The organism is Leeuwenhoekiella aestuarii (assembly GCF_004104055.1).
GTDB classification, from domain to species: Bacteria; Bacteroidota; Bacteroidia; order Flavobacteriales; family Flavobacteriaceae; genus Leeuwenhoekiella; species Leeuwenhoekiella aestuarii.
The window spans coordinates 924,777-946,133 of the sequence record NZ_QOVJ01000001.1 but is presented as its reverse complement, the minus strand read 5'-3'; the positions used below and the strand labels follow the sequence as shown (position 1 = coordinate 946,133).

General features: G+C 39.4%; 20 protein-coding genes. 9 read left to right on the top strand and 11 right to left on the bottom strand.

Features of this window, described 5'->3' with window-relative positions; translation table 11 throughout:
• Positions 1 to 132: 132 nt before the first annotated feature.
• Together DSM03_RS04215 and DSM03_RS04210 are read left to right on the top strand one after the other, a co-directional pair.
• Positions 133 to 1,671 carry an Rne/Rng family ribonuclease gene (locus DSM03_RS04215; RefSeq protein WP_128759754.1) on the top strand — a complete coding sequence of 513 codons (1,539 nt, stop codon included), beginning with the start codon at positions 133 to 135 and terminating at the stop codon, positions 1,669 to 1,671.
• Between the two features lie 464 nt (positions 1,672 to 2,135).
• Positions 2,136 to 2,615: a regulatory protein RecX gene (locus tag DSM03_RS04210; RefSeq protein WP_128759753.1), complete on the top strand. Its 480-nt coding sequence runs from the start codon at positions 2,136 to 2,138 to the stop codon at positions 2,613 to 2,615.
• Here DSM03_RS04210 and DSM03_RS04205 read toward each other — a convergent pair.
• The 3 genes from DSM03_RS04205 to DSM03_RS04195 form a co-directional block, all read right to left on the bottom strand.
• Positions 2,612 to 3,478, bottom strand: a complete 867-nt coding sequence (locus tag DSM03_RS04205; RefSeq protein ID WP_128759752.1) for a cupin-like domain-containing protein — start codon at positions 3,476 to 3,478, stop codon at positions 2,612 to 2,614. The two genes, DSM03_RS04210 and DSM03_RS04205, sit on opposite strands and share 4 nt — an antisense overlap.
• 17 nt (positions 3,479 to 3,495) lie before the next feature.
• Positions 3,496 to 4,575 (bottom strand): biotin synthase BioB, encoded by a 1,080-nt coding sequence (gene bioB, locus DSM03_RS04200; RefSeq protein WP_128759751.1) that lies wholly within the window; start codon positions 4,573 to 4,575, stop codon positions 3,496 to 3,498.
• A gap of 115 nt (positions 4,576 to 4,690) precedes the next feature.
• Positions 4,691 to 5,869 carry a beta-ketoacyl synthase N-terminal-like domain-containing protein gene (locus tag DSM03_RS04195; protein WP_128759750.1) on the bottom strand — a complete coding sequence of 393 codons (1,179 nt, stop codon included), beginning with the start codon at positions 5,867 to 5,869 and terminating at the stop codon, positions 4,691 to 4,693.
• 192 nt (positions 5,870 to 6,061) lie between these two features.
• Between DSM03_RS04195 and DSM03_RS04190 the strand changes: the two genes are divergently transcribed.
• On the top strand, positions 6,062 to 6,508 hold the full coding sequence (locus tag DSM03_RS04190; RefSeq protein WP_128759749.1) for a cytochrome c oxidase assembly factor Coa1 family protein: 447 nt from the start codon (positions 6,062 to 6,064) through the stop codon (positions 6,506 to 6,508).
• Here DSM03_RS04190 and bioA read toward each other — a convergent pair.
• Genes bioA through DSM03_RS04175 form a run of 3 tightly spaced genes read right to left on the bottom strand, consistent with a single transcriptional unit; the run spans position 6,505 to position 9,652 of the window.
• Complete coding sequence (bioA, locus tag DSM03_RS04185) at positions 6,505 to 7,770, bottom strand: adenosylmethionine--8-amino-7-oxononanoate transaminase (RefSeq protein ID WP_128759748.1); 1,266 nt, start codon at positions 7,768 to 7,770, stop codon at positions 6,505 to 6,507. The genes DSM03_RS04190 and bioA overlap by 4 nt on opposite strands.
• 31 nt (positions 7,771 to 7,801) lie before the next feature.
• Positions 7,802 to 8,422, bottom strand: a complete 621-nt coding sequence (gene bioD / locus DSM03_RS04180; protein WP_128759747.1) for a dethiobiotin synthase — start codon at positions 8,420 to 8,422, stop codon at positions 7,802 to 7,804.
• A 27-nt stretch (positions 8,423 to 8,449) separates the two neighbouring features.
• Positions 8,450 to 9,652: an aminotransferase class I/II-fold pyridoxal phosphate-dependent enzyme gene (locus tag DSM03_RS04175; protein WP_128759746.1), complete on the bottom strand. Its 1,203-nt coding sequence runs from the start codon at positions 9,650 to 9,652 to the stop codon at positions 8,450 to 8,452.
• Between the two features lie 362 nt (positions 9,653 to 10,014).
• Between DSM03_RS04175 and DSM03_RS04170 the strand changes: the two genes are divergently transcribed.
• The 3 genes from DSM03_RS04170 to DSM03_RS04160 all read left to right on the top strand — a co-directional run bounded on the left by DSM03_RS04170 (position 10,015) and on the right by DSM03_RS04160 (position 12,477).
• Positions 10,015 to 10,404, top strand: a complete 390-nt coding sequence (locus DSM03_RS04170) for a DUF2975 domain-containing protein (protein WP_161567049.1) — start codon at positions 10,015 to 10,017, stop codon at positions 10,402 to 10,404.
• A gap of 2 nt (positions 10,405 to 10,406) precedes the next feature.
• Entirely contained in the window at positions 10,407 to 10,634 is a 228-nt protein-coding gene (locus DSM03_RS04165; protein WP_128759744.1) for a helix-turn-helix domain-containing protein, read from the top strand.
• 70 nt (positions 10,635 to 10,704) lie between these two features.
• Positions 10,705 to 12,477, top strand: coding sequence for a M61 family metallopeptidase (locus DSM03_RS04160; protein WP_128759743.1), 1,773 nt, complete (start codon positions 10,705 to 10,707; stop codon positions 12,475 to 12,477).
• Between the two features lie 112 nt (positions 12,478 to 12,589).
• On the opposite strand, the gene DSM03_RS04155 is transcribed toward DSM03_RS04160, so the two are convergent.
• The 5 genes from DSM03_RS04155 to DSM03_RS04135 all read right to left on the bottom strand — a co-directional run bounded on the left by DSM03_RS04155 (position 12,590) and on the right by DSM03_RS04135 (position 18,974).
• On the bottom strand, positions 12,590 to 12,868 hold the full coding sequence (locus tag DSM03_RS04155; protein ID WP_128759742.1) for a F0F1 ATP synthase subunit delta/epsilon: 279 nt from the start codon (positions 12,866 to 12,868) through the stop codon (positions 12,590 to 12,592).
• Positions 12,869 to 12,940: 72 nt separating this feature from the next.
• Positions 12,941 to 14,449, bottom strand: a complete 1,509-nt coding sequence (gene atpD, locus DSM03_RS04150) for a F0F1 ATP synthase subunit beta (protein ID WP_073096162.1) — start codon at positions 14,447 to 14,449, stop codon at positions 12,941 to 12,943.
• A 239-nt stretch (positions 14,450 to 14,688) separates the two neighbouring features.
• Complete coding sequence (glmS, locus tag DSM03_RS04145) at positions 14,689 to 16,539, bottom strand: glutamine--fructose-6-phosphate transaminase (isomerizing) (RefSeq protein WP_128759741.1); 1,851 nt, start codon at positions 16,537 to 16,539, stop codon at positions 14,689 to 14,691.
• A gap of 5 nt (positions 16,540 to 16,544) precedes the next feature.
• A complete protein-coding gene (locus DSM03_RS04140) occupies positions 16,545 to 18,146 on the bottom strand; it encodes a BamH family beta-barrel-assembly machinery protein (protein WP_128759740.1) in 1,602 nt (533 codons plus the stop codon).
• Positions 18,147 to 18,164: 18 nt separating this feature from the next.
• On the bottom strand, positions 18,165 to 18,974 hold the full coding sequence (locus DSM03_RS04135) for a glycogen/starch synthase (RefSeq protein WP_128759739.1): 810 nt from the start codon (positions 18,972 to 18,974) through the stop codon (positions 18,165 to 18,167).
• Between the two features lie 107 nt (positions 18,975 to 19,081).
• On the opposite strand from DSM03_RS04135, the gene panC reads away from it, so the two are divergent.
• Genes panC through DSM03_RS04120 form a run of 3 tightly spaced genes read left to right on the top strand, consistent with a single transcriptional unit; the run spans position 19,082 to position 21,269 of the window.
• A complete protein-coding gene (gene panC, locus DSM03_RS04130) occupies positions 19,082 to 19,930 on the top strand; it encodes a pantoate--beta-alanine ligase (protein WP_201740400.1) in 849 nt (282 codons plus the stop codon).
• Between the two features lie 18 nt (positions 19,931 to 19,948).
• Positions 19,949 to 20,299, top strand: coding sequence for an aspartate 1-decarboxylase (panD, locus tag DSM03_RS04125; protein ID WP_128759738.1), 351 nt, complete (start codon positions 19,949 to 19,951; stop codon positions 20,297 to 20,299).
• Complete coding sequence (locus DSM03_RS04120; RefSeq protein ID WP_201740399.1) at positions 20,274 to 21,269, top strand: lysylphosphatidylglycerol synthase transmembrane domain-containing protein; 996 nt, start codon at positions 20,274 to 20,276, stop codon at positions 21,267 to 21,269. The genes panD and DSM03_RS04120 overlap by 26 nt, the downstream gene beginning before the upstream one ends.
• The last annotated feature ends 88 nt before the right edge of the window (positions 21,270 to 21,357 follow it).

The window sequence follows — 21,357 nt, the reverse complement described above, 5'->3', positions numbered from 1 at the left end:
TTGACATCTGGAGATATTTCCCATTGATTTTTTTTGGGAACCCATACCTCCTGCCGGAAACACAAAATCCTGTGAAAAATAATGTTTAATCTTTTGTCCCGTATTCTCGGGATGGATATAATTTAATGAAGCGTGAATAATGAATTAATAATTCGATCCAGTTCCACTTCAGTTGATTTTGCCCTTTTAAAAGATGGTAAACTAATAGAATTACATAAGGATGAGGAAGACAATCAGTTTAGCGTAGGCGATATTTTTATTGCTAAAATACGCAAGACGGTTTCTGGTCTAAACGCCGCATTTGTCAATGTTGGCTACGAGAAAGATGCATTTTTGCATTATCACGATTTAGGACCGCAGCTTCCGACACTTTTGAAATTTGTAAAACGTGTAAGCACAGGTAAATTAAAAGATTTTTCTTTAAAAAACTTTCCTGCAGACAAAGACATAGACAAAAATGGTAAGATAGCTGATGCTGTTAAATCCAACCAGTCTCTTCTTGTTCAAGTAGTTAAAGAACCCATTTCTACAAAAGGCCCCAGAATTAGCAGTGAGCTATCTATCGCCGGAAGATATGTGGTTCTCGTACCATTTTCTGATCGTATTTCTATTTCTCAAAAAATAGAATCTAAAGAAGAAAAGGCACGCCTTAAACGCTTGATGCAAAGTATACGCCCCAAAGGATTTGGAGTGATTGTACGTACTGTCGCAGAAGGAAAAATGGTTGCTGAACTAGATAAAGATCTACAAAACTTGGTGGACCGCTGGACCGCCATGTGTAAAAAATTACACAATGCTCATTTACCCAGTAAAGTTTTAGGTGAGATGAACAGAGCCTCTTCTATGTTAAGAGACCTTTTTAATGACACCTTTACAAACATCTGTGTAGATGATGAAACATTGTACTACCAAATCAAAGAATACCTGCAAGAGATTGCACCTAATAAAGAAAGTATCGTAAAACTATATCAAAACAACGTGCCTATATATGAAAAACATGGCATAGAGCGTCAAATAAAAACTTCATTTGGCAAGACCGTATCTATGAGTCGCGGTGCATATCTGGTTATAGAACACACAGAAGCACTACACGTAATAGATGTAAACAGCGGTAACCGCTCAAGCAAGGCTAAAAGCCAGGAAGAGACAGCATTAGAAGTTAACTTGATCGCTGCCACCGAGATCGCCAGACAATTACGTCTGCGTGATATGGGAGGTATCATTGTTATAGACTTTATCGATATGGGTAAGGCCGAAAATCGTAAAAAACTCTTCAATCACTTACGTGATGAGATGAGCGATGACCGCGCCAAGCATAAAATTTTACCCCCAAGTAAATTTGGTCTTATACAAATCACACGGCAACGTGTGCGTCCCGAAATGAATATCAAAACCCGGGAAAAAGATCCTAATGGAGATGGTGAGATAGAAGCACCTATTAGTGTGGTAAATCGCATACAGGCAGATTTGATCAAACTATTCAAAAAAGACTATAAGAAGATCACGTTACATACGCACCCTTTTATAGCAGCCTTCTTGACAAAAGGCTTCCCTTCAGTTCGTTCTAAATGGTTTTTAGAACACAAAAAATGGGTAAAAATAATGCCCAGAGATGCTTACACGTATCTCGAGTACCGTTTTACAGATAAGAACGGGAAAGAAATTAGATAACTGAAATAACCCTCATCGTGCAAACGGTGGGGGTTTTTTATTTCTTAGACTTTGTTTAAAACCCTATCGCGTATTAAGCGCACATTTAAATACCATACAAACATCCAGTTAACCATACCGCATCTCCATTTTGCACCCAGAATGCTCTATGATTAATACATATTAAGTTCAAAGTGCAACCACAATGCAACCACAATGCAACCACAGTGCAACCACACTTTTCCACAAAAAGTGTGGTAAACCATAGATACATTGTGGTATCATATCACTAATGCTATTGATTATCTATTTAGAATCCTTCCCCCTTCTATAATTCAAACGACTAGGCTCTAAACCACAGAGAAGCCTAACTTAGTTTACCGACTTAAAACATATAATGATTACTACGCCAGCCCTTCGTTCCAATCACCACAAATTCGTATTTTTACCGAACTTCAAACAAAACTCTACCACTACAGCCTATTTTGGATCAACAACTCACAAAAACCTATACTGTAGAAGAAGCCAAGCGCAAGCTTGAAGCGTATTGCGCCTATCAAGATCGGTGTCATAAAGAAGTACGGGAAAAACTGATTCGAATGCGTATGATTCCTGATGCGATAGATGCAATCGTATATCACCTTTTACAGCATAAATTTTTAGATGAAGAACGCTTTGCCCGTAGTTTTGCACGTGGAAAATTTCGTCATAAAAAATGGGGTAAAAACCGTATTAAACAAGAATTGAAACAACGCGAAATAGGCATATATCTCATCAATAAAGCCTTTACCGAAATCCGGGAAAGTGAATACAGAAATACCTTTGACGATCTGGCTCAAAAACGATTTGACCAGCTCACCGAAAAAGACAAATATAAAAAGCGCAAAAAATTAGCCGACTTCTTAATGTACCGCGGCTGGCCGGGTGATTGGATATATGAAAAGGCTAAAGAATTAATACCTTAAACCGCTAATCCATGTTTTTTGTGAGTCTCAGCAATTGCACGCTCGTTTTTCTCATCAATCCACGCCTGACCTTTTCGACGCCGCATCAGATTATCAAAATGACGCATAATAAAGACGTTATAAACCGCTTGTAAGAGGTGTCCAGGCTTGCGTGGCAATGCACGAAGACTCATACTAAAACCAGGTGTTACATACTTCATATAATGCCAATAGCCTTCCGGCATATAAAGCGTCTCACCGTGGTTGAGTTCGCAGATAAAGCCTTCTGCTTTTTTCAATACTGGAAATTTCTCATAATCAGGATGATCAAAATCAATATCCTCTCTTGTGATCAAGGAGTGTGGTACCTTATAAAGGTTTTCGGTCTGATCTGGAGGAAACAAAATACACTGCTTTTTTCCGTGGAAATGAAAGTGTAAAATATTGGCCCAGTCAATATCGTGGTGCATAAATACTTTGGAATTTTCACCTCCAAAAAACACCATCGGAATTTGTTTAATAAGCCTTAATCCTATTTTAGGAAACTTAAAATCCTTCTTCAACGAAGGTACTTCCTTCATAATATTATAAAGAAAAATACGGTAATTAGTAGGTTCACGCTTTAGTAAATCAATATAATCTGCCATTTTCATCTTAGCGTGCGCCTGGTTAAAACCATCTTCGTGAGTTACGGGGCGATCATCATACAAAGGCACTTCTTTATCACCAGCAATCTCTTTGATATAATCTAAACTCCACTTGTCATAAGCAGGCCAATCCCCGATAAGATTTTCGATTACAACCGGTTTTTGCGGCTTGAGGTAATTCTTAACAAACTCCTCTTTGGTAATATTCTTTACCCTATGTATTTCGGTAAGTTTCAAGTATGCTATAAATTAAATTAAGCTTTTGCTTTTGCTTTCGCTTCTTCGTTACGCGGAATTGTGTGTCCAGGTCTTGACCATTTTGGCTTTTCACCTTTAGGCAAATGTTTGGACTCTGCAGCTTCAACCGTTTCTGGCTGTGATTTCTTCACAAATGGAGCTTGTGGATTTAAGCCAAGCAATTTAAACATTTCCATATCCTCATTTACGTCAGGGTTAGGAGTTGTTAGCAACTTATCTCCGGCAAAAATAGAATTGGCTCCGGCAAAGAAACACATCGCTTGTCCTTCTCTGCTCATTTGCGTACGTCCTGCACTTAGTCGCACTTGTGTTTGGGGCATTACAATACGTGTAGTTGCTACCATACGCACCATTTCCCAGATAGAAATAGGTTCAATATCTTCCATCGGCGTACCTTCAACGGCAACTAAAGCGTTGATGGGTACACTCTCGGGCTGTGGGTCCAAAGTAGCCAGTGCAACCAGCATACCTGCACGATCTTCAACCTTTTCACCCATCCCTATAATCCCGCCGCTACACACGGTAACATTGGTTTTACGCACATTTCCTATCGTATCTAAACGATCTTGAAAAGCACGAGTAGAGATCACATCTTTATAATAATCTTCTGAAGTATCTAAGTTGTGATTATACGCATACAAGCCAGCTTCAGCAAGACGTTGCGCCTGATTTTCGGTAATCATACCTAAGGTACAACACACTTCCATATCTAATTTATTGATGGTGCGCACCATCTCCAAAACCTGATCAAATTCTTCCCCGTCTTTTACATTACGCCAGGCTGCACCCATACACACACGCGAACTTCCTGATGCTTTTGCTCGTAACGCTTGCGCTTTTACCTGCTGCACACCCATCAAATCATTACCCTCTATATCGGTATGGTAGCGCGCTGCCTGCGGACAATAACCACAATCTTCAGGGCAACCTCCTGTTTTTATTGAAAGTAAGGTCGAAACCTGAACCGTATTTGGGTCATGATATTCCCGGTGAACTGTTGCAGCTTCATAAAGCAGTTCCATCAAGGGTTTGTTATAAATATCGAGGATTTCCTCGCGAGTCCAATCGTGTTTCATGGGTCTTTTTTTAAGTCTTTAGCGAAAAGATATATTTTCAATATAGAAAAAGCAATTCTATATCGCCAGTAGCGGTTTCAAAAATACTAAATCTGATGTTTATAATTGCGAAAAACTAAGTTCCGCTAATCAAAATACTCACGGCATTTCCTCCAAAACCAACAGCATTAACTAATATATTCTTTAATTTTTTAGGTTGTGTTTGCTGCGAAATAAAAGGAACTTCTTCATAGTTACCGTTTTGCAGCATACGCACAGCTGCCTCAAAACTGAGTAGGCCACTGGCGCCAAAGGTGTGTCCTATTTTCCATTTATTAGTTGTTAATAACGGAAGGTTTGAACCAAATATTTTTTGAATGGCTTTATATTCTGTTTGATCTCCGGCAATTGTTCCCGGAGCATGCATCACAATCGCATCAACTTGGTCAGTCATTTCCGCGAAGGCGGAAATCCCATCATTTCCAATTTCTCCAAAAGCATCTTTAATCGCCATCTTCATCGACTTTTGAAAACAGGTCGCTTCCGCAGAAATTGAAACCGCATGCTTTAATTTTTCGGTAGCGTAACCTACTCCGTTGATGTAGGCCAATGCATTTTCCTTTATACCGATTTCTAAACAAACAGCCGCAGCACCTTCCCCTAAAACCATCGTATTTTCAGTCTTATCCAGATCTAATGCTAAACATGGAAATTCAGCATCAACAGAAGCTCTCGTATACGTTTTGATAGCTTTCATTTGCGCAATGGTAAATGGCGTTAAAGCCGCTTCACTACCGCCTACCAAAAATTTCTTACACATGCCAGATTGCAACCAGGCAACTCCATTAAGCACTGCGTGTAGTGCCGTAGAACACGTTATTGAATGCGAAATATCCGGGCCATTATTCTGGAAATCCTGAGCGACCCAAGATGAAATATTTCCTAAGGTTGTGCTTGGAGAAGCCAGGGTCTCACTTTTACCGGTTTCTAAAAATGCATCGTAATACTTTTCAAAAAGCTGAGTGGCTCCACGTGAGGAACCGATATTTATTCCAAAATCAGAATTTACCTCCCAACCGGATTGTTTTACAGCTAATCTTGACACGTACATAGCATACAAGACCGAAGCGTCTAAAGCCTGATAATTCCGATTTTCATTACGTATGGCTTCAATTTCAGCTAAGATTTCTTCAGGGATTTTTCCTACCCAGTTCTCTAATTCTTTATCAAAACATAGCGCATGCGCCCCTAGAGGTCCAGTGCTTTTCTCTGCTGAAATTGCTGAAATTCCGGTTATAGAAATAGGTTGTTTCAAATGTATTTTTTTGATTTTTGATTCAGCAGGCTACTTTGAAAAACATACCTTAAAAGACTGTATTTTCTAAGAAAACCTCTCAAATTGAAAATCTATTTTATCAAGCAAAATTAATATTTCGGTAACGGACAATATCTTAAATCTGCATGTTTATGCAGAAAATTCTTAGCTTCACAGTTCAAAAATCAAACAATGAACGAATTAGAAAATGAAGAACGCAGCTGGTGGTCTCGCAACTGGAAATGGGTAGTACCTGTAGGCGGTTGCTTTACCGTAATTCTCCTAGGAATCATCTTAATTGGCGGAGCTTTTTTTAGCTTTTTTAGCGCTGTAAAATCTGGATCAGGTGGAGATGAAGCCTTTGAAATTGCTCAAAACAATACTAAAGTAATCGAAGCCTTAGGAGAACCTATTGAAAAAGGAACTTTTGGCTCTAACTACAATGTAAAATACAACAACGGCCACAAAACTACTGAAGCAACGATACCTATTAATGGCCCAAATGGTGAAGCTACACTGACTGTAAAGACCTCAGGTAGCGACGATGATAAGGTCTATGAGGTTTTTGAAATTCAGTTAGAGAACACTGGTGAAATTATTGATCTGAGAGAAAACCAATTGGACGTGGGAGATTATTAAAACGTGTCCAATACTTTCCTGATCGCCGCATACACGCGTTCCATCTGGTCGCGAGTTGTTACATAAGGTGCCAAAATATAAATAGTCGCTCCCAAGGGTCTTAAATAAACTCCTTCGGTCATACAAAACTCATAAATTTTATACCGAAGATCGCCATAGCGCTCCATTTCAACATTCAGTTCTAACGCAAAAATAACGCCTTGTTGACGGGTGGTGCGTACTTTAGGATGATCCCCTATTTCACTTGCAAATTGCTGATGCAATCCTTGGATCGTTTTGATGTTCTGTTGAATTTCTTCAGATTGCAACAATTCGATCCCGGCAATAGCCGTAGCGCAGGCAATAGGGTTTGCCGAATAAGTATGCGCATGAAACAACCCCTTGCCGATATCATCATCGTAAAAGGCATCGTAAATCTCCTGCGTGCAGGTGGTGATTCCCATGGGTACTAGACCTGCCGTAAGTGCTTTTGAAAGACACATCACATCGGGTTTGGTCGCGATATGGTCTGAAGCAAAAAAGCTTCCGGTTTTACCAAAACCGGTCATCACTTCATCAGCCACGGTGATTATTCCAAGCTCTTTGCATTTTTGTAAAATCGGCTCAAGATTCTGTGCCTGATACATTTTCATTCCGGCAGCGCCCTGAACAAGCGGCTCATAAATAAAACCCGCAAGCGGACTCGCCTTATGAACGTCTTCAATGGTTTTTAAAACCCTCTCATTGTTTTCGCCATCAGGCAGCGGGATTCGCTTTACATCTATAAAAAACTCCTCAAACGGACCGTTATAAACCGATAAGCCACTTACGGACATCGCCCCTAATGTATCGCCGTGAAAACCTTCCTCAAAAGCGAGGAGGGTTTTTCGGTTCTCACCTTTGTTGTGGTGGTATTGCAACGCCATTTTAATCCCGATTTCGGTTGCTGTAGAGCCGTTGTCGTTAAACATCAACTTCTGCTGATTATCAGGAAGAATAACCATTAATTTTTCAGACAATTCTACCGCGGGTTCGTGGGTAAATCCGCTAAAAATAATCTGATCCAGCCGCAGCATTTGTTTGTGGGCACGTTCGATAATAAAATCACTACAATGCCCGTACATCGCGGTATACCATGAAGAAATCGCATCTACATAATCTTTGCCTTCCTCATCGTATAACAAAGCTCCCTTTGCCTTGACGATGGGCTTTGCTTCCGGATGCAGCTTGTGCTGGGTAAGCGGATGCCAAATGTGTTTTTTATCGCGTTCGGTTAAATTCAAGATATAAAGTTTAAAATTCTTAAAAGTCTGCTTACTGTAGAACTTCCTTCAAACGATCAGCATATTCTTTGACTACCATTTTATCAAAATAAGGCTCTTCATCAATTCGGCCTAAAATGGATACACCGCTCATTTTTTCAATTACGGCTTCGGTTGTGGGGTGCTCTTTGCCACTAAAAAGAATTCCGAAAATGGTTTTACCTTCACGTTTTAGTTTATCGATGGTCAACAAGGTATGGTTGATACTTCCCAGATAATGTCTGGAAACGACAATCACTTTATCTTCAGGCTGAATTAAATCAAGAATTGTCTCTGTATCGCTAATAGGAACCAGCAGTCCACCTGCTCCTTCTATCACCAGATTATTTTCTGTTAGTGGTTTTTGTATACTTGAAGCTTTAATGGAAACACCGTCGATTGCCGCCGCCGCATGCGGACTCATAGGTGTTTGCAGACTGAAGGCATTTTCAAAAAAATGCGTTTTAGTATTACTGATAAACCGCTTAACCTTATGGGTGTCAGAATCGTCTAAGTCACCCGCCTGAATAGGCTTCCAGTAATCAGCTTCCAAAGCTTCAGTCACAATTGCCGAAGCCACGGTTTTTCCTACTTCTGTAGAAATACCGGTTATAAAAAAAGTCTGTTTTTTCATAGTGCTTGCAAAGGTACTACCGCAAGTTTAATCTGCAGAGAATCCCTCTAAAGATTTTGCCAGAAGCTCCAGAACGGTTTCTATTTCACTTTGCGTATTGTAACTGTGTAGGCAAAATCGCAAGCGCTCTTGTCCCGCAGGCACCGTGGGCGAAAGAATCGCTTTAACGTCAAAACCGTTTTCTTTAAGCTTTCGCGAAATGGCTTTAACGCGTTCATTTCCTGAAATTACTGCCGATTGAATCGCGGAGTCACTTGCTATAAAATACGCCTGAAGCTTTTTCGTTTTAATTTCTTTTCGGAAAAATTGAATGTTTTCATTAAGCTTTTTCATTTCATCGGAAAGCCCCTCGACTGCGCTCGGGGTGACATTTGCAAGCTGTTTATAAGAAGCTAAGATGGTTGCTACACTATGCGGCGGTAAACCGGTTGTGTAAATCAGGCTGCGGGCGAAATTAACCAGATAAGACTTGAGTTGGTCAGAGCCCAAAATAGCGGCTCCGTGACAACCCATAGCTTTCCCAAAAGTCACCAACCTCACAACTGGGTTCCCGAGTGCCATATTATCGACTAATCCCATCCCAAACACGCCTAGGGCGTGCGCCTCATCAACTACAAAACAGGCCTCGTGCTTTTCACATAAATGAGTCATTGCTTTAAGATCGGGACTATCTCCATCCATAGAAAAAACCGATTCGGTGACTACGTAAATTTCGCTTTGATTTGTATTTACCTGACTTCTCGACTGCGCTCGAAGTGACAATTTCGATACCAGATCTTCTAAATCGTTATGCTTGAATTTATAGGCCTTCGCATGGCTCATCTGAATCCCATCACGAATGCTGGCGTGTATGAATTCATCATATAAAATCACATCACCCCGCTGGGGCACACTGCTGAAAAAACCCACATTCGCATCATACCCCGAGTTAAAAATCAAGGCCGCTTCAACACCGTGTGTTTCTGCGATATAATTTTCGGCCAGATCGTAAATTTTGTGATTCCCAGAAAGCAAACGCGAACCGGTAGCTCCGTTTTGTTTCAGGTTTTGTTCTTCTAAGATTTCACTGGCACGGAGAAAAATGGTCTCGTTTTTAGAAAAACCCAGGTAATCGTTTGAAGAAAAATCAATGGCTTTACTTACCCCTTCCAAAGGAGGGGAGCTTAAACTTCGTAAAGCATTCGCTTCATTTCGAAGATTGAGTTTATCCTGTAGTTTTTTGGCTAGCATCCCACAAAGATACATCCTACCCAGAGCTCTTCGAAAGATACAAATGAAAAATATTTCACTAAAAATTATTGTTTTTCAATAATTAAACTATATTTGTTATCGTAAAACGATAATATTTAAACCTATGAAAACTAAAAATGTATTATTTATTGTAGCCGCATCAGTTGTAATTCTCTTTACAATCATGGCTTTTATTGCAGATCAAGTTGTTATTGGTGTAATTCATCACTAGAGCTATGAATCTTAATAAACTCTTTAAGCTAGTTATTGATTTGGCTTTCTTTCTTATGATTCCTATTGTGGTTTTTTTTCCCGGAACTATTTTGTACATCCTGATTTTTCCGGAGCAAAGCATCTTTAGTGTGAATATCCCCTTTACTGAAAGTGGTTTTGGAGGGAAAGCCTTGCTCTTTACACTTACATTTTTCGCATTGTTTCTACTGTTCTTCTTTGGATTTTATCAGCTGCGCAAATTCGCCGGGCTGCTGCTAAAGGGAAAGCTGTTCTCTCAAGAAGTGGTATTGTGCACGAATAAAGCCGGACGCTTTTTTACCGTCTGTGCTTTGGGCTCGTTTCTTTTTGTTGGCGTGAATGCCATACTTACAAACTCGGGCAGATTCAGTATCACTTTTGGTTCGTCTAATTTCAAACTGCTTTTATTTTTGCTGATTGTGGGTGTGCTGTTTTTGTTACTCAGTGATGCTTTTAGAAAAGCTTTAGCCCTAAAAGAAGAAAATGATTTAACCGTCTAGCCATGCCCATAATCATCAACTTAGATCAGGTATTGGCAGACCACAATATGAAAAGCAAAGAACTCGCGGAAATCGTAGGAATCACCGAGGCCAATCTTTCGATCCTGAAATCGGGTAAGGCCAAGGCGGTACGTTTTTCAACCTTAGAGGCCATTTGCCAGGCTTTAGATTGTCAGCCGGGAGATATTTTAGCCTTTTCCTCCCCTGCCCCCTCCAAAGGAGGGGAATAGAAATAGCTCTGTTTCTAGAAAAATATTGGTTTTATGAGTACTTTTAAAATTCATTCTCAAACTGCTTTACATGAAACTTTGGATTGCTTTCCTACTTGTAAGCCTTTCTCTTCAGGCTCAGACCAATACCTATGAAATTTCTTTTAACAATGCCGTGCACCACGAGGCGGTAGTAAAAGCAACATTTCCGGATATTAAATCAAAAACACTACGCGTTGAAATGAGTAGATCTTCACCGGGTCGTTACGCCATTCACGAGTTCGCTAAAAATGTCTACGGTTTTAAGGCAACCAACGGAGCCGGAGAACCGCTTGAGGTCAAACGAGACGACCCGTATAGTTGGATCATCACCAATACAGATGGCACAATCAATATAGAATACATTCTCTTTGCCAATCGGGGCGGAGGCACCTATTCACAGGTAGACGCAACCCACGCGCATCTGAATATGCCGGCAACTTTTATGTATGCTAACGACTTACAGGAACGTCCCATCGAAATAACTTTTGACGCACGGAAAGATTTGGGTTGGAAGGTCGCCACCCAACTCAAACACGAGGAAGGAAATACGTTTTCCGCCCCAAACCTGTACTATTTTATGGACAGCCCTACCGAAATAAGCAACTACAAAGCGCGTGAATTTGAAGTAGACGGTCAGACTATAAAGTTTGTACTACATGATCCGGGTACCGAAGCTGAATTTGATGAATACTGGGATAAGGTCAAAGAAATTGTCTTGCAGGAAAAGGCCGTTTATGGCGAATTGCCCAAATACGATTATGGCACCTATACGTTTCTCGCCTGTTATATGCCCAATGTTTCCGGGGATGGGATGGAACACCGCAACAGCACCATTCTTACCGATACGGAGACGCTCGCCAATGGCGGAATGAAGGGCAATATTGGCACTGTATCACACGAATATTTTCACAGTTGGAATGTGGAGCGCATTCGCCCTGCAGATTTAGAGCCGTTTCACTTTGATAAAGCCAATATGAGCAACAGCCTTTGGTTTGCCGAAGGTTTCACGAGCTATTACACCAATTTGATTTTGGAACGGGCCGGAATCATTTCTGCGGAAGATTATGTCAAAAGTTTAAACGGCACGTTTAATTATGTATGGAATTCACCGGCACTGGAGTATTTCAACCCGATTGAAATGAGCAATCAGGCACCTTTTGTAGATGCTGCAACTTCGGTTGATCCCGTCAACCGCGAGAATATGTTTATCTCATATTACTCCTACGGAAGTGTTTTGGGTCTTGCTTTAGATTTAAGCTTACACGAAAAAGGTCTGAATCTGGATGATTTTATGCAATTGATGTGGAAGCGTTTCGGTAAAACCGAAGTGGCCTATACGGCTGCTGATATTGAAACCACGCTTGCTGATTATGCCGGAAAAGATTTCGCCCAAAACTTTTTTGAAAAGTATATTTACGACAGCAAGATGCCAGATTATGAAGACCTGCTGGCCTCTGTAGGCCTAAAGCTGGAACAGGATACTATGAAGCCCTATTTTGGAGCCTCGTTTAAAGAGACCACATCAGGCCTGGAAATCAGCAGGAACACGTTTAAGGGAAGTCCGGCTTACGAAGCCGAGCTTGATAAAGGAGATGTCATTACGGCAATTGACGGCATTGAAATGACTTCAAATGAAGCTTTTAACCAGCTTCTTAACGAAAAGAATATAGATGATATGCTGGAAGTCACATTTACGCGTTTTGGGAATGAATTGGAGACTACTGTACGCCTGGCTGCAGATCCTACTTACACGATTAGCATTGATGAAAAAGCAAAGAAAGAAGTTGTAAAAGCCCGGCAAGCGTGGCTGGCAAAAAAGTGATTTTAATAAAACTGGAACCCACTCTATAAGTCTTCACTTTTTAGCCGGGTCAATAAAAAAAGCGCTTAATCAAAAGTGATTAAGCGCTTTTTTTATTAGTTAATAATTCAGCTTAGTCAGCTAGAACTATTACTTTATTATCCTTCATTTCTACTGTTCCAGACTTAATAGCTAGTGTAATTTCACCAGCATCTTTTCCGGTAGTAAAATGCTTTTTAGCCTTATCTGAAAGCTTAGCTCCTTGAACTTTCATGATACCTTCTTCTAGAATTGAAACGATAGGTGCGTGATTATCCAAAAGCTGAAATGCACCATCAGTACCAGGTACGATAACCGAAGTTGCTTCTCCGCTATATAAAGTAGCTTCAGGACTTACTATTTCTAAATGCATATTTTTAAGTTTACAGAGAACAGTTACAGTTTACAGTACTTGATACTGAGACTGATAACGGTAGACTCAGTTTTATGCTTCTGCAAGCATTTTCTCTCCAGCTTCAATAGCTTCTTCAATAGTACCTTTAAGGTTGAATGCTGCTTCAGGAAGGTGATCTAACTCACCATCCATAATCATATTAAAACCTTTAATAGTATCCTTAATATCTACAAGAACTCCTTGTAATCCGGTAAATTGTTCAGCTACGTGGAAAGGTTGAGATAAAAAACGCTGCACACGACGTGCACGACTTACAACCAACTTATCTTCTTCTGAAAGCTCTTCCATACCAAGGATCGCAATAATATCTTGCAATTCTTTATATTTCTGTAAGGTCATTTTTACACGCTGTGCACAGTTATAGTGTGCTTCACCTAAAACAGCAGAAGACATAATTCTTGATGTAGACTCTAATGGGTCAACAGCAGGATAAATACCTAATTCTGCAATTTTACGAGATAATGACGTAGTAGCATCTAAGTGGGCAAAAGTTGTAGCCGGTGCCGGGTCAGTAAGGTCATCCGCAGGAACGTAAACCGCCTGTACAGATGTAATAGATCCTTTTTTAGTTGAAGTAATACGCTCTTGCATTGCACCCATTTCTGTTGCTAATGTAGGCTGGTAACCTACCGCAGATGGCATACGACCTAAAAGTGCAGATACTTCAGAACCCGCTTGCGTAAAACGGAAAATGTTATCTACGAAGAATAAAACGTCTTTACCCTGACTGTCTCCAGCTCCATCACGGAAATACTCAGCGATAGTAAGACCAGAAAGCGCCACACGAGCACGTGCTCCAGGTGGTTCGTTCATCTGACCAAATACGAAAGTTGCTTTAGACTCTTTCATAGCAGCCTTATCAACTTTAGTAAGGTCCCAACCCCCTTCTTCCATAGAGTGCATAAAGTCTTCACCGTATTTAATAATACCAGACTCTAACATCTCACGAAGTAAATCGTTACCCTCACGAGTACGCTCACCTACTCCGGCAAATACAGAAAGACCACCATGACCTTTTGCAATATTGTTAATCAACTCTTGAATCAATACGGTTTTACCTACACCAGCACCTCCAAAAAGACCAATTTTACCCCCTTTTACATAAGGCTCAACTAAGTCGATCACTTTAATACCTGTAAACAAAACTTCTGTAGAAGTTGATAAATCTTCAAATTTTGGTGCTTCACGGTGAATTGAAAGACCATCTTTTCCTGCTTTAGGAAGGTTTCCAATACCGTCAATAGCATCGCCAATAACATTAAATAATCGCCCGTAAACATCTTCACCTATTGGCATTTGAATAGGAGCACCAGTAGCAACTACTTCTGTACCTCTGCTCAAACCATCAGCAGAATCCATCGCGATAGTTCTAACGGTGTTTTCACCGACGTGCGATTGCACCTCTAGTACTAAAAGGCTTCCGTCTGCTTTAGTAATTTCTAGCGAATCATAAATTTTAGGAAGATCTGCATTGTTTGCAAATTCAACATCTACAACAGGGCCGATAATCTGGGCAACTTTACCTGTAACTTTTGACATTCTTAACTATTTAATGTTTAGCAAAATATGTAGTCGAAAAAAATAAATTGAACATAAATACCCCTCGTTTTTTTCGTCGTGCAAAGATAGTTTTTAATATTTAAAAACCTAAAAGACTTTTATTGAATTTATTTGGTTCTGAAAAAACACAGCAAATCAACCACATCACCTTTATAAACAACAGATGCTCAGGAAACTAAAAAACAAATAAATTCTTGAAAATATTAACTTATAGGGAATTACTCAACTGTGACAGATTTCGCCAGATTACGAGGTTGATCTACGTTTTTACCCAGCATCACCGCAATGTGATACGATAAAAGCTGAAGCGGAATAGTAGTTAACAACGGAGACATAGAATCCATCACCTCAGGTACTTCAATCACGTGATCTGCGAGTTCTTTTACTGTGACATCACCTTTGGTTACAATTGCTATAATTTTACCTTTTCGGCTTTTGATCTCTTGAATATTGCTCACTACTTTATCGTAATGTCCGCGACGGGTAGCAATAACCACAACCGGCATTTGCTCATCAATCAAAGCTATAGGACCATGCTTCATCTCTGCAGCCGGATAACCTTCAGCATGTATATAAGAGATCTCTTTAAGCTTCAATGCTCCTTCTAAAGCTACAGGAAAGTTAAATCCGCGACCTAAGTACAGGCAATTAGAAGCATTTTTATAAACTGCTGCTATCTCTCTGACGTGGTCATTGCTCTTTAAAGCTTCCTCTACTTTTTCAGGAATCAAACGCAATTCTTCTAAGTGCATATGAAAGTCTGAGGTAGAAATTCGACCTTTAGCTTTAGCTACTTTTAAGCCCAGTAACGTAAGAACTGTAATCTGTGTTGTAAATGCTTTAGTTGAAGCTACACCTATCTCAGGACCCGCATGAGTATATGCCCCGGCCTGCGCTTCTCTGGATATGGATGAACCCACAACATTACACACACCAAAAACAAAAGCTCCTTTTTCTTTAGCAAGCTTCATAGCCGCCATTGTATCTGCTGTTTCTCCACTTTGAGAAATCGCAATTACAACATCATCTTTTTCAATAACTGGATTACGATACCGAAATTCAGAAGCATATTCAACCTCCACAGGAACGCGAACCAGTTCTTCGATAATATATTCTGCAACCAAGCCTGCATGCCAGGAAGTTCCACAAGCTAAAATAACCAGTCGCTTGGCATTGATGAATTTATCTATATGATCATCTACGCCAGCCATTTTTACGATGCCCTTATTTTCACGCATCCTACCTCTAAAGGTGTCACGAATAGCCTGAGGTTGCTCATATATTTCTTTGAGCATAAAATGCGGATAACCGCCTTTCTCAATTTGCTCAAGATTTAATTTTAATTCTTGAATGTAAGGCTGACTTACAATCGCATCATCTTTAATATTAAAGACTTTGATCTCTTTACCTCTACGCACAACAGCCATCTCACCATCTTCAAGGTAAAGTGCATTATTTGTATATTCTATAAAAGGGGAAGCATCTGAAGCGATAAAAAATTCATCTTCGCCGATACCTATTGCTAGCGGACTACCCAAACGAGCAACCACAATTTCATTAGGCTTTTTCTTATCAAAAACTGCAATTGCATACGCGCCAACAGTTTCATTTAAAGCGATTTGAACCGCCTTACCCAATTTTACACCTTGTTTGATCTGCACATCTTCTATAAGATTTACCAAGACCTCGGTATCAGTATCTGATTGAAAAGTGTAACCCCGTTTAGTAAGCTCTTGTTTTATTGCATCGTAATTCTCAATGATACCGTTGTGAATGATTACAAGGTCTCCAGAATTTGAATAATGCGGGTGTGAATTCAGATCGTTAGGAACGCCGTGAGTCGCCCAGCGCGTATGACCTATTCCTAAAGTTCCCTCCGTCTTTATTGAAGTTTCAACTTTAGTTTTTAGATCATCTACTTTACCTTTCGTTTTGCAGAGTTGAATGTTCTCTCCATCATAAACCGCCACCCCGGCACTGTCGTAACCGCGATACTCCAGTCGCTGCAACCCTTTTATTACAATTGGGTATGCTTGTCTATGACCTATGTAACCTACAATTCCACACATAAAATCTAGTTAGATGCTTCCGAATAAAAAACTTTCAGTTTAAGTCGTTTGGCTTCGGGAACACTTTCAGAACTTCCATAAAGAATTGTACCTCTATTAGAAATAATCGAAGAATAAGGTACTCGGCTAGGAATATCTGAAGATGTTTTTCCTTCTATACTTCCTGTAGCTGTTGAAAGTAAATTTTGACTCACCACAACACCAAGTTTTGTTGCCGGATTATCATTATCTTCATCTAACAATCTTTTCAAATATTCAGTAATTCTTATTTTATAACTGATTCCTTCGCCAGTTTCAGTTCTTGTTAAAGGACCTAAATGTGTAGTTCCAACTGCTGTAATTGCCCCATTAGAACTAGCGGTCGCATCTACAGAAAAATCTCGTAAAGGTTGATTCGTTTCTAAATTATAGATATAAATACGTTCTGGTTCTGAAACAGAACTCCCTGCAAAAGAATTAATCTTATCCTGATCTACAAAAAATTCTAAATTAGCTTCTCTAATCAAACGTTGCTCAGTACGCATAAAAGCTAAATCATCAGGAATACCATCATTATTATCATCAGGGCCAAACAGTTCTATAACCGCCATACTACCCTGACCTCCCTTTAAATAAAGGTTTTCTTCGCCATTTTCCTTATCTAGGCCAGAAAGTTCAGCTTTAATCGAAGCGTTAAAGTCATTATCATATCCTATAACAGACCCTCCTCTAAACGACATGGTAAGACTTGCAGATCTACGCGAACCTTCTGCTCCGTTTTTATAATATATTATAATATTAGTATTTGATTTATCAAAAAGAAAATAGCTTCCTTTATTAGATACAGGCTCTGCTTTTAGATAAATTCCTCTAAAATAGTTTCTAAAAGCATTTGGGTTGAACAATTCATCATCACCACCCTTATCTAAAATGTTTGTTTGCCAATAGGTCTCACCATAAGAATTTTGATCTAATCTTAGGCGCAATCTTGGAGAAAGCGTTGTTCTGGTATCATCTTCATCTTCAGAATCAGCCGGCACAACGGTAACAAAAGGGCTATTTGAAGGCGTAAAGGTTTCGCTAAAAATTGTATCACCCTCTACACCATTAAACTCAGCTATATCATCAGAATAATAAACTGCTCCATTCTCTAAGTCAGGAGCACTATTACTATTTAAAAAATAGTTAGATCTAAAAGCTGTTAATTTAATAGGGTCAGAACCATAAACCGAATCCAGCGTGTATACATTCTCATTATCACTATTAATACTCTCTGTACTGAAATAAGGCATTTCAAAAACAACAGAGTCAATAACCGGATTAGTACCGTATGTAGAATTATAGACGCTTAACTCCACCTGACTCAACGTAGAAGCCCTAGTGGAACCATAAATAGAATCTTGATAATATCCTAGAGCTCCCGCACTAAACCCATTGGTTTGAACTCCAACTGAATCAAAAAAACGCTCGCTATAAGCGACCACAGGATAAGTCTCACTACCAGAAGTAAAATTACTTTCATCCACCAGTCCACTACCTATTCCTTGTATATCATCTTCACAAGAAAAGAAGATAAAAAGAAGCATTAGTACTCCTAATGTTCTCGTCAACACCGTATTCAATTTCATTCTTTTTTTATTTGTTTTTTAGTCTAATACCTTTGTGGTATAAAACTCTTCATAAGCCTGAGCAAACTCTTCTTTTTTCTTGTAAGGCAGTACAGGAATTTTGGTTGCATTTAAATATGCAGTAAGCTCCTCCCTTAAATCAGACGAACCTATAATCGCTGCATCAGAATTTTTAATAGCAACCTTCATAAGGTTATCATAAGAAGGAGTTTCTAATTCTGAAATAGCTTCTTTATCAATACCATCAAAAGCAATCTTGTCTATCATTTGCTCATTTAACGCACCTTCATAACCTGTATTGTAAACAGAAGTCACAATTTTACTTTGTTTAAATAAAGGCTCACTAGCATAATATTGTTTTAAATACAAAGGCAATAAAGACGCCAACCAACCATGGACGTGAATGATATCTGGCGCCCAATTCAATTTTTTCACCGTTTCAACAACACCTTTTGCAAAGAATATAGCTCGCTCGTCATTATCTGCAAAAAGCTTTCCTTCTTCATCAGTAAAAGTTGCTTTACGTTTAAAATACTCTTCGTTATCTATAAAATAAACCTGAATACGCTCTTTAGGTATAGAGGCTACTTTAATAATAAGCGGCATGTCAAAATCATTTATGACCAAATTCATACCTGAAAGTCGTATCACTTCATGAAGCTGATGACGTCTTTCATTGATATTGCCGTATCTAGGCATAAAAATTCTAATTTGACCTCCTTTGCTATTGACCATTTGCGGTACTTCAAAAGACATTGATGCAATCTCTGTCTCAGGTAGATATGGAATAACTTCAGATGATACGTACAATATCCTCTTATTTTTCATAAATGTGCTTCTAAGTTTCTGTTAAGGCTAAAAAACACGCAAAATTACGAAATTTTATGCAGATTGCCAGTAATATAGTAATTTTGCCGCCTGTTAAATAAATCCTGATGCACGTATATACCAATAGACCAGAAATTTCTGCTGCTGTTGCAAAACACAAAAAAAATGGCTCAAAAATAGGTTTCGTACCTACCATGGGCGCCCTGCATCGCGGGCATGCAAGCCTATTTAACTTTGCTTCGAAAAATTGCGATATTGTTGTGGTAAGCGTATTTGTCAACCCTACACAATTTAATAATCCCAAAGATTTAGAAACGTATCCACGCGATTTGCAAGGAGATCTTGAGTTTTTAGAATCTACAAACCCCGAATTACTTGTTTTTGCTCCTAGCACTACAACGATTTATGGCTCTAAGGTTGAATCTATTAATTATAGTTTTGACGGACTTAATCAAGTCATGGAAGGAGCTTTTAGACCAGGCCATTTTGAAGGAGTCGCCACCGTTCTCAAACATTTATTTGAAATTGTAAATCCTGATTTTGCATTTTTTGGAGAGAAAGATTACCAGCAGTTACAAATCATAAACAAGTTAGTAGCGATCGAAGCGCTTTCAGTAAAAATAATTGGGTGCCCTATAAGTCGCCACAAAGATGGTCTCGCAGAAAGTTCAAGAAACAAAAGGCTTACAAAAGATCAGCGCGATGCTTCTCCATTTATTTACAAAACCTTAATGCAAGCAAAAGAGCTTTTTAACGACCAAACAGTTGATGAAGTTCAGAAATTTGTAGTGCATCAGTTTAAAGATAATATGCATCTCGAGTTGGAGTATTTTGAAATCGCAAACGCATCAACCCTTACTCATGCGAGTACAAAGAAAGAAAGCGAAAAATACAGAGCTTTTATAGCCGTATTTGCAGGAGAAGTAAGACTTATTGACAATATTGCCCTAAATTAAAAACCCTATTTTTACACCATGTTAGTTAACGTTGTAAAATCTAAAATACACCGCGTAAAAGTTACCGGAGCAGAACTGCACTACATTGGCAGCATCACCATAGATGAAGATCTTATGGATGCAGCCGGGATCATTGAAGGTGAACGCGTTCAGATCGTAAATGTAACAAATGGAGAGCGCTTAGAGACCTATGCGATTCCCGGACCGCGCAATAGCGGCGAAGTCACACTTAACGGTGCTGCAGCCCGTAAAGTTGCTAAAGGTGATACCTTGATCTTAATCACCTACGCTTTTATGGAAGTTGATGAAGCAAAAGCTTTTAAACCTTCATTAGTTTTCCCTAATGAAGAAACCAATTTGCTCAATTAAGTTGAGCAAAAAAACACTCATAAAGCTTCTTAAAGTCATAATCCCTTTAGGAATTGGGATTGTTCTCATCTATTACTCGTTGAGTTCTGCCACCGAAGAAGAACGCGCAATTCTTTGGAAAAATATAAAGCAAGCTAACCCATTTTACATCGCAGTATCTTTACTCTTTGGGATTTTAAGTCACCTATCAAGAGCTTGGCGCTGGCAATTTTTACTAGAACCTATGGGTTACAAGCCTAAACTCGCCAATCGATTTATGGCGGTCATGGCGGCATATTTAGCCAATTTAGGAATTCCCAGAAGTGGCGAATTGCTGCGTGGTGCTTTACTCACAACTTACGAAGAGGTACCTTTTGAAAAAGCCTTTGGCACCATAATTTCAGAACGTATTGCAGATTTTTTAATGCTTTTGCTTGTTGTTGCTATCGCTATTCTTCTGCAAACAGACACCTTGCTTGAATACCTTAACGATCAAAACATCAATCCGCTTTACACGGTAGCTTTTTTAGCCCTCGCCGTCGGCGGAATCTTGGTCGGTTTCAAAATTGTAAAAAATGCTAAAAGTGGATTTTTACACAAGATTCAGCAATTTATGACCGGCCTAGTTGAAGGTATGCGCAGCATTCTTAACATGAAACATAAACTGGCTTTTATTGCCCACACCTTATTTATCTGGGTGATGTATGTTTTGATGTTTTGGGTCATAAAGTTTACCATTCCTGAGATCGCTGATGCTTCAACAGGAGTAATTCTTGCTGCGTTTGTTATAGGCTCATTTTCCATTTCGGTTACCAATGGTGGGATAGGCGTTTACCCCATCGCCATTGGTGCTCTCTTTATTTTCTTCGGTTACAGCAAACAGGGCGGCGAAGCTTTTGGCTGGATCGTCTGGGGTTCACAAACCCTTTTAGTTCTTATTCTAGGAGCTCTGTCTTTTCTCCTCCTTCCTCTTTACAATCAGAAAAAATAGCTTTTACAGCATAATTGAATCCGGCACGTTAAAGCTTAAGGAATACTTAAGCATAATGACTAAATTCACGTTCCCAAATTTATTCTCC